The following is a 12,412-nucleotide window of genomic DNA, read 5'->3' as shown; positions in this document are numbered from 1 at the left end:
CCCCGTTTATGATTCTTTTGTATTTTACAGCAGTCCGAAATCTGTCATCGCTTTTCTCAGCACTTCTTTGTGCGCATCCTCGATCTCTGTCAGCGGCGCTCTTAACGGTCCCACTTCTTTGCCCATCAGATTCATTGCGGCCTTTACCGGGATCGGATTGACCTCGCAGAAGAGTGCATTGCACAGAGGAATCGCATCAAGCTGCATTTTCGCGCTGCCAGCTGTGTCACCGGACAGGTATTTGTAGACCATGTCATGTACGTAAGTCGGTGCTACGTTTGAGAGTACGGAGATCACGCCGATGCCTCCTAGTGAGAGGAGCGGCACGACCTGATCGTCATTTCCTGAATACAGATCGATATTTCCGTCACACAGATGCATGATCTCCGCAACTGTTCCGATATTTCCGGAAGCTTCTTTTACACCTACGATATTATCAACATTCTTTACAAGTGTTGCAAGAGTCTGCGGCTGAATGGAACAACCGGTACGGCTCGGCACGTTGTAGAGGATTGCGGGGATACTGACCTCGTTACAGATTTGTGTATAGTGTGCGATCAGTCCGTTCTGAGTCGCTTTATTATAGTACGGAGTCACGAGAAGAAGTCCGTCGGCGCCGTCTTTTGCAGCTTCTCTGGAGAGTTCGATTGCTGTCCGTGTACAGTTTGAACCTGTTCCGGCAATAACCGGGATTCTGTGCTTTACCCTTTCAATGGTGAAACGGATTGCTTCGCTGTGCTCTGGTTCTGTCATGGTTGCAGATTCACCTGTGGTGCCACAGATGATAATGGCGTCTGTGCCGCCGGCGATCTGCTCCTCGATGATCTCGTCCAGTTTATCATAATTGATCTCCAGATTCTCTTTCATCGGAGTAACGATTGCTACACCTGCACCTTTAAAAATTGCCATTCTTTTTTCCTCCTTTTATTAATGATATGAAATAATTCAGTATCAAATGTGCTGTACAATAAAAGAAACGGCAAGATGCGCCGTCCCGAAATATACTTATCGTATATCAGATAGCTCTCCATCCTGCGATGACAGTCATGCCGCTGTTCGCGACACGCCCAGGAACAAAGCTTCAGGCACCTTATCCCTTCGGCATCTTCCCCTTTCTGATGAGTTCTACTGTTCCTGATACATCCGCCATCATACTCTTGAAAAATGCGACCTCTATCCTGCCTTTCATTCATATTTAAAAAAATCATAACACCAGGCAGACATGCTGTCAACTGTTTTGCCGTTATCCTTTGACAATTCTCTGTGTTCATGCTAAAATACAAAGGCTTCGAGTGTGAATGACGTGGACTGAACTGTTACGATTTTCATTTGCACTTTTTTTACGCTATTTTTAAATGCAGAGAGGACTTGCTTGAGTCAGATGAAGAAAGGAGAGCCGTTGTGATTACAATTGGTAATTATGTAAAACCTAAGACGCTGGAAGAGGCGTATGAGCTGAACCAGGCGCGCAGCAGCCGTGTGATGGGCGGCATGATGTGGATGCGCCTCGGAAATGCCCGTGTCAAGACAATCATCGACCTGTCAGATCTGGGACTTGACCAGATCGAGGATGAAGGAAACGTGATCAAGATCGGTGCGATGTGCACATTAAGACAGATAGAACAGTGTGAAGCGTTAAAAGAGCTGTACGGAGACGGGATCGCGGAGAGTGTCCGCCATATCGTAGGCGTCCAGTTCCGCAATCAGGCGACAATCGGCGGGAGCATTTACGGCAGATTCGGCTTCTCTGATGTTCTGACGGCGTTTCTTGCACTGGATACATTTGTGGAGCTCTATGACGGCGGCACGATTCGTCTGTCCGAATTTGTCAACCGCAGACCGGATAAAGATATCCTTTTGTCGATTATTGTAAGAAAGAGCAAGAGAAAATTCCGCTATGGATCCATCCGTCAGACGAAGACGGATTTCCCTGTGATCGCCTGTTCGGTGGTGACCGGTATGGTACACGGCCAGGAAACATGGTATTTCTCTGTGGGAGCCAGACCGATGAAAGCAGCGCTCCTTGAAAAGCAATGGGAAATCCCCTCGGATGCTTCTGAGGAGATAATCGCAGAATACGCAAAACAGGCGGCAACAGAATTCACATACGGTTCAAATATGCGCGGCAGCGCCGAATACAGGCAGCATCTGGCAGAGGTGCTCATCCGGCGTGAGATGGCTTCGATTCTGGCGGAGGGAAGATAGATGGAGATACAGTTTACATTAAATAAAAAACAGGTAACTGCCGAGGTCGGTCCCGACACAGTGCTGCTCGGCGTGCTGCGTGATCTCGGATGCAAGAGTGTGAAATGCGGCTGTGAGACGACAAACTGCGGCCTGTGCACGGTCTGGATCGACGGAAAATCAAGACTGTCCTGTTCCGTACTTGCCGCGAGTGTAGGCGGTCATGAGATCACGACCCTGGAAGGCGTGGAGGAAGAGGCTGCAGAGTTCGGAAGATTCTTAGCTGCTGAAGGCGGTGAGCAGTGCGGGTTCTGTTCTCCCGGGTTTATTATGAACGTACTGGCGATGAAGAGAGAGCTTGAGGATCCGGATCTGGAGGAAATCAAAGAGTATCTCGCCGGTAATCTGTGCCGGTGTACCGGATATATGAGCCAGTTACGCGCGATACAGAAATATATGGCTGCACAGAAGGAAAAGGACGGAAAGGAGGCGCTGGCATGAGTATGACAGGTGAAAATGCGTCAAATATGCGTGTCGTAAATCAGGCTGTCCCGAAAGTGGACTCTGAAGCACTGGTGACCGGAAAAGCGGTCTATACGAATGACCTTGCACCCTCAGACTGTCTGATCGTGAAGATCATAAGGAGTCCGCACGCCCATGCCCTGATCAAAGACATCAACACAACAAGAGCCGAGGCGGTGCCGGGGATCGAGTGCATCCTCACCTACAAGGACTGTCCGGACAAGCGTTTTACAATGGCAGGACAGACCTATCCTGAACCGAGTCCATACGATCGCCTGATCCTGGATCAGAGGATGCGTTTTGTGGGGGATGCGGCGGCTATTGTGGCCGGCACTTCCGAGGAAGCAGTCAAAAAGGCAATGAAACTGATCAAGATCAAGTATGAGGTATTGGAGCCGGTGCTTGATTTTAGAAAAGCGAAGGATAATCCGATCCTTGTACATCCGGAGGACAACTGGAAAAGTCTCTGTCCGGTAGGAGCGGATAATAAGAGAAACCTCTGCGCCCATGAAGAGAGCGGGAGCGGAGATATCGAGGCGGTACTCGCTGACTGTGACTACGTAATCGACAGAGTGTATCACACAAAGGCGAACCAGCAGGCTATGATGGAGACGTTCCGCACCTACACCTATCTGGATACGTACGGAAGACTGAACGTGGTATCATCCACTCAGGTTCCGTTCCATATCAGACGAATCCTTGCAAATGCACTGGATATTCCAAAGAGTAAAGTGCGTGTCATCAAACCGCGTATCGGCGGAGGATTCGGAGCAAAACAGACCTCCGTATCCGAAGTGTACCCGGCGATTGTTACATGGAAGACGGGAAAACCTGCGAAGATCATTTATACGAGGGAGGAATCGCTGATCGCGTCCTCACCGCGTCATGAGATGGAGATGCATGTCCGTCTCGGTGCGGATAAAGACGGTCACATCAGAGGAATTGACCTCCATACACTGTCCAACACAGGTGCTTTCGGTGAGCATGGCCCGACTACAGTAGGGCTTTCCGGCCACAAATCGATTCCACTTTACGGGCAGGCGGAGGCATTCCGGTTTACTTATGATGTAGTGTATACGAACGTCATGTCTGCCGGTGCCTACCGTGGCTACGGCGCTACCCAGGGAATCTTTGCTGTAGAGTCGGCGGTTAACGAGCTGGCACAGGTGCTGGGTATGGACCCGACCGTCTTAAGAGAAAAGAATCTAGTACGGGAAGGACAGATCATGCCGGCATATTATGGGGAGACTGCTAAGAGCTGTGCCCTTGACCGGTGTCTTGCCCGCGCAAAAGAGATGATCGGATGGGATGAGAAATACCCGTATCGCGACATGGGAAATGGAAAAGTACGCGGAGTCGGTGTTGCCATGGCAATGCAGGGTTCGGGGATCTCAGGCGTCGACACGGGATCTGTTGCGATCAAGGTAAATGATGACGGATTCTACAGCCTGATGATCGGAGCTACCGACATGGGAACCGGATGTGACACGATTTTGTCCCAGATGGCGGCAGAGTGTCTGGACTGTGACATGAAAGATATCATTGTCCACGGGGTTGATACGGATATCTCGCCCTATGATTGTGGCTCCTATGCCTCCAGCACAACATATGTGACCGGAATGGCAGTGGTCCGCACCTGCGAGACTCTGATCAGGAAAATGTGCGAGAGAGGAGCAGAGTATCTCGGATGTTCTGTAGAAGATGTGGAATTTGACGGAAAGAGTGTGGTTAACTTAAAGACCGGAGAATCCATCTCCAGAAAAGATATCGGCAATAAAGTAATGTGCTTTAATAACGAGGCGCTCTCCGCAAGCGAGGCGTTCTCCTCTCCAACATCGCCGCCGCCGTTTATGGCGGGAATTGCCGAGGTGGAGATTGACAAGGAGACCGGAGTAGTTGAGATGGTCGATTATGCGGCTGTTGTGGACTGTGGAACCGTGGTGAATCCGAGTCTGGCGCGTGTGCAGACAGAGGGCGGTATCGCGCAGGGAATCGGCATGGCGCTTTTCGAGGATGTAGTGTATAACGCAAAAGGAAAGAATTACAGCAACTCCTTTATGCAGTACAAGATCCCGAGCCGTCTCGATGTGGGAACAATCCGTGTGGAATTTGAGAGCAGCTACGAGCCAACAGGCCCGTTCGGAGCGAAGTCCATCGGTGAGATTGTTATCAATACACCATCGCCGGCAATCTCCAATGCTATACAGAACGCAGTGGGAGTAATCATAAGAGAACTTCCGATGACAGCGGAAAAGGTATACAGGGGAATGCAGGAAATAGAAAAATGTTCAGAATAAAAAGAAAAGACGGATCTGCCGCAGTCGTGGCAGATCCGTCTTTGTATCAGTCAGATATTTTCCTGTCCGTTTTCGGAGAATCCGAAGAATGAAATATCAGTCGGATATACATAGCTGTTGCCGATTTCTTTTAACAGGACTACATTCAGATGCCCGTTCAGATTCTTTTTGTCCAGAGAAATGGCTTCAGTCAGGGCACTGACCGGGAGACCGCAGGAAGACGGAAGACCATATATTTTGAGCGCTTGCTGTATTCTGTCTGCGCAGCCTGGCGCGGTGAGTTTTTTCTCTTCAGCCATCCTGGTGATCTGATACATTCCGATGCCCACAGCTTCTCCGTGGCTTTCACGCTCATAATTGTAGTACTGTTCGATTGTGTGGGCAAGAGTATGACCGAAGTTTAGAAGCATACGTTCACCTGTGTCAAACTGATCTTCCTCCACGACTATCCTTTTGATATCCACGCAACGGGCAATGATTTCGGGCAGTTCCGGTTTTAAATCCTCGAAAGAACTGTGGGAGCAAAGTCTGCAAAAGAGATTAGAATCCTTGATACATCCGTATTTGATAACCTCCCCCATACCGTCCTTTATAAAGTGGTCAGGGAGCGTGTCAAGGACTTCCGGATCTATAAGTACCATTTTCGGCTGATAAAATGCTCCGACAAGATTTTTACCCTGTGGCAGATCTACAGCAACCTTGCCGCCCACAGAAGAGTCGACCTGAGCCAGCAGGGAAGTCGGAATCTGGACCAGCTTGATGCCGCGCAGGTAACTTGACGCCGCAAAACCGGCAAGGTCGCCTATCACACCTCCGCCCAGAGCAATGACCAGATCACTTCTTGTAAGTTTTGCCTCCAGCATAGCTTCATAAATTTTCGGTAAAGACTGAAAATTCTTTGTCGGCTCACCGTGCGGGAGAACCAGGGAATGACACTCATAGTTGTGGCCTGCTGCGGATGTCAGAGAGTCTGTTATTTTCTGTCCGTACAACGGAAATACGTTGTCATCCGAGATGACCATAATCTTTTGTCCGTTGAAAATCCGGGAAATATACTCTCCGGATTTTGTAAGGATACCGTTTTCGATATAGATTGGATATGAATTTTCTTTTAAATTAACTGTTAATTTCATAGAAAGTTTCTCCTATAAACACAATTGTTTGATTCGGGGACAGATCAGTTTTGATTCGGGGACGTAGTCAAATTTAATTTGACTACGTCCCCGAATCAATTAAAGAACTTTTCCGACAACTTCTGCAATCTGTTTTACCTGCTGAAGCAGTGTATCATATTTATCGGGTTTCAGTGACTGCGCTCCATCGCATAATGCGCATTCCGGATTATTGTGGACTTCAATCATAAGTCCGTCTGCTCCTGCTGCTACTGCCGCCTTTGCCATCGGCTCTACGAGCCACCATTTTCCACCGGCGTGGCTTGGGTCAACTACGACCGGAAGATGGGTCTTCTTGCGGAGCACAGGGATACTCTGGAGATCCAGTGTATTTCGGGTAAATGTCTCAAATGTTCGGATGCCTCTCTCGCAGAGGATAACGTTCTCATTTCCTGATGCCATGATATATTCAGCCGACATGATCCATTCCTCGTATGTCGCGTTCAGCCCGCGTTTTAAAAGGATTGGGCGATCAATCTGTCCAAGCTGTTTGAGCAGATCAAAATTCTGCATATTGCGGGCACCGATCTGAATCAGATCTACCTTTTCATTAAAAACATCCAGATACTGCGGCGACATCAGTTCCGTGACAATGGGAAGTCCGACCTCGTCCCTGACTGCGCAGAGAATATCAAGCCCTTCAAGACCGAGCCCCTGGAAAGAATACGGGCTGGTGCGCGGTTTGAATGCACCGCCGCGCAGCATAGTGGCGCCGGATGCCTTGACTGCTCTTGCCACTTCAAGTACCTGCTCAAAGGATTCTACAGAGCAGGGACCTGCAATCAGGCCAAGATGTCCTCCGCCGAATTTGACTCCGGAGACGTCTACAACGGAATCTTCCGGGTGAAATGCGCGGTTGGCAAGTTTGTACGGCTCCTGTACATGCATGACTTTATCTACTGAGCTGTCTACCTCAAAGAGACGGGGGTCGATCAGTGTAGTATCACCGATACAGCCGATGATTGTCATCTCGGTACCGCGGACAATATGAGTATCCAGCCCACGGGTTTTGACCAGATTTTCGACACGGTTTATATTTTCTTCCGATGTATGTGGTTTTAATACGATAATCATTCTTGCTTTTCCTCCATTTTCATTTATAATAGAAAAGTATTTTTGATAAACAGTTTGACCGCAGTTAGTCTGTCAGTGCAGTTTTGTGAATAGAGCGGGGTGAACTGTCACAATTTCCAATGGCAACTTCGCACTGTAAAATTTTAGTTGTTTAAAGCGCGAAACCAATAGTATCATAAAACATAGGAATAAGAATGTCAATCATTTTCCTAAAATGTAGAAAGGGAATCAATAAGTATGAAGATCATCAGACAGATTGGGATTATTTTCACGGTGTGCTGGCTGAGTATCCTGGTGGAGAAAGCGCTGCCTTTTTCATTTCCTGCCAGTGTCATCGGTATGATCCTGTTATTTATCTGCCTCCTCACAGGCGTTTTGAAGATTGAACATATCCAGGAGAAGGCAGATTTTCTGCTGGAAAACATGGCGTTTTTCTTTGTGCCAGCCGGAGTGAGCATCATTAATTATTTCGATGTGCTCAAGAGTGCATGGCTGCAGCTGGTGGCTGTCTGTGTTATTTCCACGGTAGTGACCTTCGCTGTGACAGCTTGGAGTGTGAAGCTGACGGTCCGGCTTTTGAGCCGATTAAGAGAAAGGAGAACGGGCAATGAATGAAATATTTGCATCCCCCTATTTCGGTGTGAGCTTAAGTGTGATCGCCTTCGGAATTGGGGTTAAACTGAATCAGAAATTCAAAACGCCGTTTTGCAATCCACTGATCATTGCTATTGTTCTGGTCTCAGCAGTCCTGCTGATCTTCCGGATACCATACGAGTCCTATAATAAAGGCGGTGAGATCATCAATATGTTTCTTGCTCCGGCCACAGCATGTCTGGCAGTGGCGGTGTACACAAAACTGCAGATTCTGAAACAGTACTGGTTTCCGATTCTGATCGGATGTGCCGCAGGATCTGCCGCGTCTATGGGCAGCGTGTATTTGTTATGCCGGATGTTCGGACTGGACGAGAGCCTGACTGTATCGCTCCTGCCGAAATCCGTGACCACACCGATTGCAGTCAGTATCGCGGAGCCGGCGGGCGGCATGGTGCCGATCACAGTTGTGGCTGTGATATTTACGGGGATCCTGGGAGGGATCTTCGCACCGTTGCTTATCCGGCTGTTCCGCGTGTCTGATCCGGTAGCGGCAGGTCTTGCGATTGGGGCGTCCAGCCATGCGGTGGGAACGTCAAAAGCAATCGAACTGGGAGAAATAGAGGGCGCTATGAGCGGTCTTGCGATCGGAATCTGCGGGATCATTACCGTGCTGTTCTCGATGGCAGTCCTTTAGATATCATGTGATATGAGGAGGTGGGGAAGATGAAAAAAGATACATCACACACCCTGAAAAGAGCACAGCGGTTTCCGGTCATCCTGATCGGGGAAGGACTGCTCGTAGGAGCGGTTTCCGGTCTGATCGTGATGTTTTACCGGATCGCGCTTACCTATGCAGGACAGTGGCTGAATGAGATATTGGGGTACATAAAAGGTCATCCTGTCAGGATAATCGGCTGGTTTGTCGTATTGCTTCTGCTGGCGGTAGTCGTCGGCAGGCTGGTAAAATGGGAACCCATGATATCGGGGAGCGGCATCCCTCAGGTAGAAGGGGAGGTACTGGGAAAACTTACCCAGGATTGGAAACGCGTCCTTCCTGCAAAATTTATCGGAGGTTTCCTCTGTCTGTTCGGTGGCCTTTCTCTTGGAAGGGAAGGCCCGTCTATCCAGCTCGGAGCCATGGGAGGACAGGGCGTGTCGAGACTACTGGATCGGGGAAAGACAGAAGAGAGATATTTGATGACGTGTGGAGCCAGCGCGGGACTTGCGGCAGCTTTTCATGCACCGCTTGCGGGGATGATGTTTGCTTTGGAAGAAATCCATAAAGGGTTTTCTGTAAGCCTTCTTGTATCTGTGATGACATCCTCTGTTACGGCAGACTATATCTGTTCCTATATCATGGGAATTGACCCTGTATTCCAGTTCAAGCTGGATCATGTGCTTCCTCAGAATCATTACTGGCTGCTGCTTCTCCTTGGAGTACTTCTTGGACTTATGGGCACTCTCTATAATAAAGTCATGATAAAAGCGCAGGAGCTCTATAAGAAACCAAAGTGGCTGAACGAGACGACGAGACTTGTGATCGCATTTTTGTCGGCGGGAGTTTTGGGGCTTGTAATGCCCTCTGTACTCGGGAGCGGAGGGGACCTGATCGTTTCTCTTACAGGCGGGGAAATGGTGCTCGGGCTTGTCATCCTGACTTTTGTAGTGAAATTTCTGTTTTCAGCCGTTAGTTTCGGCTCTGGGGCACCGGGCGGTATTTTCTTCCCGCTGCTGATCCTGGGAGCGCTGATCGGCGGCGCGTTTGCAATGACAGCATCGGAATTCTTAGGTCTTGACCCGGTGTATGTCAATAACTTTGTGCTGCTCTCTATGGCCGGATTCTTTACTGCTATTGTAAGGGCACCGATTACAGGGATTATCCTGCTGTTTGAAATGTCAGGGTCAGTCAGCCAGATGCTTTCCCTTGCTATTGTTTCGGTTGCTGCTTACATTACGGCAACACTTTTAAGATCTGAGCCGATTTATGAAAGCCTTTTAAACCGTCTTCTGGGCGGGCAGCAGAAGGGTGCGGTCAGGATCAATAATGGTGAGAGGAGATCAGAGTCTGAGAAGAGTGCGGGCACGGACACCGGTAAAAGTTCGGGATACAGCACTTCTGCGGGAGGACAAAAAGTCTTAAGCGAGTATGTCATTATGAGCGGCTCAGTCCTTGAAGAACGGACGGTTATGGAAATCCACTGGCCGAAGAACTGTCTTCTTGTGGCGCTGGAGCGTGACGGAAAGGAGATTATCCCCCGGGGAAAGACAAAGCTTATGGCGGGCGACAGGCTGACTGTTATGACAGATGAGAGGGATGCAGGATATATACATGACAAATTGGAAAACTTATGTTATACTTCATTTTAGCAGAGAAATCAAAGGAGCTTACCATAATGAAAAGAGTGTTACTTAAGCTGAGCGGGGAAGCCCTCGCGGGAGATAAAAAGACAGGTTTTGATGAGGCGACCTGTATCGGCGTTGCCAATCAGGTGAAGAAACTGGTGGACGACGGAATCCAGGTGGCGATCGTGACAGGCGGCGGAAATTTCTGGAGAGGCCGTACGAGCGAGACAATCGACCGGACTAAGGCAGATCAGATCGGGATGCTGGCAACGGTGATGAACTGTATCTATGTGTCCGATATCTTCAGACATGTAGGAATGAAGACAGAAGTATTTACTCCGTTCGTGTGCGGTTCATTTACAGCCCTGTTTTCTAAGGATGCGGCAGTGGCTGCACTTGAGGAGGGCAAGGTTATCTTTTTCGCAGGCGGTACCGGACATCCGTATTTCTCAACAGATACAGGAGCAGTGCTGAGAGCGATCGAGATTGAGGCAGATGCCATGCTCCTTGCAAAGGCAATTGACGGGATTTATGACAGTGACCCGAAAGTGAATCCGAACGCTGTCAAGTATGATGAAGTTTCAATCCAGGAAGTAATAGATAAGAAACTTGCGGCGGTGGATCTTACGGCGTCGATCCTCTGCCTCGAAAATAAGATGCCGATGCTCGTATTCGGGCTGAATGAAGAAAACAGCATCGTGGAGACGATGAGCGGTAACTTTACCGGAACAAAAGTAACAGTGTAGGAGGATTTCACTATGAATGAAAAAGTGGCTGTGTATGACACAAAGATGACCAAGACGATCAACAATCTTGACAGCGAACTCGCTACGATCCGTGCGGGACGTGCAAACCCGCATGTGCTGGACAAGCTGGCTGTCGATTATTACGGAGCGCCGACACCGATCCAGCAGGTGGCGAATGTATCTGTCCCGGAGGCGAGGATGATCCAGATCCAGCCGTGGGAGAAGAGCATGTTAAAAGCAATAGAGAAAGCAATTCTTACTTCTGATATCGGTATCAATCCGACTAATGACGGATCTTCAATCCGTCTTGTGTTCCCGGAGCTTACTGAGGAGCGCAGAAAAGAACTGGCGAAAGACGTGAAGAAGAAGGGTGAGGCAGCGAAGGTAGCTGTACGTAACATCCGCCGTGACGGAAACGTAGCGTTTAAGAAACTCAAGGGAAGCGAAGTCTCTGAGGACGGTATTAAGGATCTCGAGGACGAGCTTCAGAAAATCACGGATAAATATATTGCAAAGATCGATAAGATGGTCGAAGTAAAATCAAAAGAAATTATGACAGTATAGGAATACTGGCGTGAACTGCAAACACGGATAACTACATCGGGAAGTTAAGAAGGGGGCTTTAAAGTTTAAGCCCCCTTTCCAGTGTATATCAGATGAAAGAGCGGGCACAGATTCAGAGATGTATTATGTCGGCCGGGGCTTAATCTGGTCCTGTGCCAGGATTCGTGAGCGAGTCCTGAAAATAGAAAAGTGAGAGGAAACGGAAATGAAAGTACCGCAGCATATTGCAATCATATTAGACGGGAACGGACGCTGGGCAAAGTCGAAAGGCATGCCCCGCAATTACGGTCATGCCCAGGGCAGCAAGAATGTAGAACGTATCTGCGAAGAAGCATGGCGCATGGGAATTAAATACTTGACGGTTTATGCATTTTCTACAGAAAACTGGAACCGTCCGGAGAATGAAGTGGCAGCGCTTATGACTTTGCTGCGTAATTATATGAAAACCTGTTTAAAGACAGCAGCGAAAAATGATATGAAGATCCGCGTTATTGGAGACATCGATCCGCTGGATGACGATATCAAGGGAAGAATCAGAGAGCTTGAAGAGGCCACAGTCAATAATGGCGGGCTTAATTTCACGATCGCGCTCAATTACGGCAGCAGAGATGAACTTACACGGGCGGCAAAAAAGATGGCTCAGGACTGCGCGGACGGCAAATTGAAACCAGATGAGATTGATGAAGCTGTGTTTGAGTCGTATCTGGATACTCACGGTATTCCGGATCCGGATCTTATGATCCGTACGAGCGGTGAGCAGCGGCTCTCTAATTATCTGCTCTGGCAGCTCGCATATTCGGAATTCTATTTTACAGATGTACCATGGCCGGATTTCACAAAAGAAGAGCTGGTAAAAGCAATAGAGGAATATAACCACAGGCACAGAAGATTCGGGGGAGTAGAGGAGGCATAAGTT

General features: G+C 48.8%; 12 protein-coding genes and 1 riboswitch. Of the genes, 9 read left to right on the top strand and 3 right to left on the bottom strand.

All coding sequences use genetic code 11. The features are described 5' to 3' along the window. Window positions 1-24: 24 nt before the first annotated feature. Window positions 25-909 carry a 4-hydroxy-tetrahydrodipicolinate synthase gene (gene dapA / locus FNY66_RS06350; protein ID WP_087151699.1) on the bottom strand — a complete coding sequence of 295 codons (885 nt, stop codon included), beginning with the start codon at window positions 907-909 and terminating at the stop codon, window positions 25-27. A gap of 103 nt (window positions 910-1,012) precedes the next feature. After that, window positions 1,013-1,184: riboswitch (Lysine riboswitch) on the bottom strand. A 217-nt stretch (window positions 1,185-1,401) separates the two neighbouring features. Between dapA and FNY66_RS06345 the strand changes: the two genes are divergently transcribed. Genes FNY66_RS06345 through FNY66_RS06335 form a run of 3 tightly spaced genes read left to right on the top strand, consistent with a single transcriptional unit; the run spans window position 1,402 to window position 5,003 of the window. Next, window positions 1,402-2,205 carry an FAD binding domain-containing protein gene (locus FNY66_RS06345; RefSeq protein WP_150310599.1) on the top strand — a complete coding sequence of 268 codons (804 nt, stop codon included), beginning with the start codon at window positions 1,402-1,404 and terminating at the stop codon, window positions 2,203-2,205. Further along, window positions 2,206-2,685: a (2Fe-2S)-binding protein gene (locus FNY66_RS06340; RefSeq protein ID WP_150310598.1), complete on the top strand. Its 480-nt coding sequence runs from the start codon at window positions 2,206-2,208 to the stop codon at window positions 2,683-2,685. It abuts the gene before it with no gap. 26 nt (window positions 2,686-2,711) lie between these two features. Beyond that, window positions 2,712-5,003: a xanthine dehydrogenase family protein molybdopterin-binding subunit gene (locus tag FNY66_RS06335; RefSeq protein ID WP_150310653.1), complete on the top strand. Its 2,292-nt coding sequence runs from the start codon at window positions 2,712-2,714 to the stop codon at window positions 5,001-5,003. Between the two features lie 50 nt (window positions 5,004-5,053). Here FNY66_RS06335 and aroB read toward each other — a convergent pair whose 3' ends face one another. Further along, complete coding sequence (gene aroB, locus FNY66_RS06330) at window positions 5,054-6,136, bottom strand: 3-dehydroquinate synthase (RefSeq protein ID WP_150310597.1); 1,083 nt, start codon at window positions 6,134-6,136, stop codon at window positions 5,054-5,056. A gap of 99 nt (window positions 6,137-6,235) precedes the next feature. Beyond that, window positions 6,236-7,249: a 3-deoxy-7-phosphoheptulonate synthase gene (gene aroF, locus FNY66_RS06325; protein WP_087151695.1), complete on the bottom strand. Its 1,014-nt coding sequence runs from the start codon at window positions 7,247-7,249 to the stop codon at window positions 6,236-6,238. Between the two features lie 237 nt (window positions 7,250-7,486). On the opposite strand from aroF, the gene FNY66_RS06320 reads away from it, so the two are divergent. The 6 genes from FNY66_RS06320 (at window position 7,487) to FNY66_RS06295 (ending at window position 12,409) form a co-directional block, all read left to right on the top strand. Beyond that, on the top strand, window positions 7,487-7,864 hold the full coding sequence (locus FNY66_RS06320) for a CidA/LrgA family protein (RefSeq protein ID WP_087151694.1): 378 nt from the start codon (window positions 7,487-7,489) through the stop codon (window positions 7,862-7,864). Beyond that, window positions 7,857-8,537, top strand: coding sequence for an LrgB family protein (locus tag FNY66_RS06315; RefSeq protein WP_087151693.1), 681 nt, complete (start codon window positions 7,857-7,859; stop codon window positions 8,535-8,537). Before FNY66_RS06320 ends, FNY66_RS06315 begins: the two co-directional genes overlap by 8 nt. Before the next feature lie 29 nt (window positions 8,538-8,566). Continuing rightward, window positions 8,567-10,210 carry a ClC family H(+)/Cl(-) exchange transporter gene (locus FNY66_RS06310; RefSeq protein ID WP_150310596.1) on the top strand — a complete coding sequence of 548 codons (1,644 nt, stop codon included), beginning with the start codon at window positions 8,567-8,569 and terminating at the stop codon, window positions 10,208-10,210. A 26-nt stretch (window positions 10,211-10,236) separates the two neighbouring features. Beyond that, a complete protein-coding gene (gene pyrH / locus FNY66_RS06305; RefSeq protein ID WP_150310595.1) occupies window positions 10,237-10,932 on the top strand; it encodes a UMP kinase in 696 nt (231 codons plus the stop codon). 12 nt (window positions 10,933-10,944) lie between these two features. Next, window positions 10,945-11,496 carry a ribosome recycling factor gene (gene frr / locus FNY66_RS06300; protein WP_087151690.1) on the top strand — a complete coding sequence of 184 codons (552 nt, stop codon included), beginning with the start codon at window positions 10,945-10,947 and terminating at the stop codon, window positions 11,494-11,496. A 205-nt stretch (window positions 11,497-11,701) separates the two neighbouring features. Then, a complete protein-coding gene (locus tag FNY66_RS06295; protein WP_087151689.1) occupies window positions 11,702-12,409 on the top strand; it encodes an isoprenyl transferase in 708 nt (235 codons plus the stop codon). Window positions 12,410-12,412 lie beyond the last annotated feature (3 nt).

Origin of the sequence: Mediterraneibacter catenae (genome assembly GCF_008691045.1) — a bacterium.
In the GTDB taxonomy this organism is placed as follows: domain Bacteria; phylum Bacillota; class Clostridia; order Lachnospirales; family Lachnospiraceae; genus Mediterraneibacter; species Mediterraneibacter ornithocaccae.
This window is presented reverse-complemented; position numbering and strand designations above follow the sequence as displayed.

What these genes read in the sequence shown, in the direction of transcription:
- dapA (WP_087151699.1), bottom strand. Translation starts at nt 909, where the DNA reads ATGGCAATTTTTAAAGGTGCAGGTGTAGCAATCGTTACTCCGATGAAA.
- FNY66_RS06340 (WP_150310598.1), top strand. Translation starts at nt 2,206, where the DNA reads ATGGAGATACAGTTTACATTAAATAAAAAACAGGTAACTGCCGAGGTC.
- FNY66_RS06335 (WP_150310653.1), top strand. Translation starts at nt 2,712, where the DNA reads ATGCGTGTCGTAAATCAGGCTGTCCCGAAAGTGGACTCTGAAGCACTG.
- aroB (WP_150310597.1), bottom strand. Translation starts at nt 6,136, where the DNA reads ATGAAATTAACAGTTAATTTAAAAGAAAATTCATATCCAATCTATATC.
- aroF (WP_087151695.1), bottom strand. Translation starts at nt 7,249, where the DNA reads ATGATTATCGTATTAAAACCACATACATCGGAAGAAAATATAAACCGT.
- FNY66_RS06320 (WP_087151694.1), top strand. Translation starts at nt 7,487, where the DNA reads ATGAAGATCATCAGACAGATTGGGATTATTTTCACGGTGTGCTGGCTG.
- FNY66_RS06315 (WP_087151693.1), top strand. Translation starts at nt 7,857, where the DNA reads ATGAATGAAATATTTGCATCCCCCTATTTCGGTGTGAGCTTAAGTGTG.
- FNY66_RS06310 (WP_150310596.1), top strand. Translation starts at nt 8,567, where the DNA reads ATGAAAAAAGATACATCACACACCCTGAAAAGAGCACAGCGGTTTCCG.
- pyrH (WP_150310595.1), top strand. Translation starts at nt 10,237, where the DNA reads ATGAAAAGAGTGTTACTTAAGCTGAGCGGGGAAGCCCTCGCGGGAGAT.
- frr (WP_087151690.1), top strand. Translation starts at nt 10,945, where the DNA reads ATGAATGAAAAAGTGGCTGTGTATGACACAAAGATGACCAAGACGATC.
- FNY66_RS06295 (WP_087151689.1), top strand. Translation starts at nt 11,702, where the DNA reads ATGAAAGTACCGCAGCATATTGCAATCATATTAGACGGGAACGGACGC.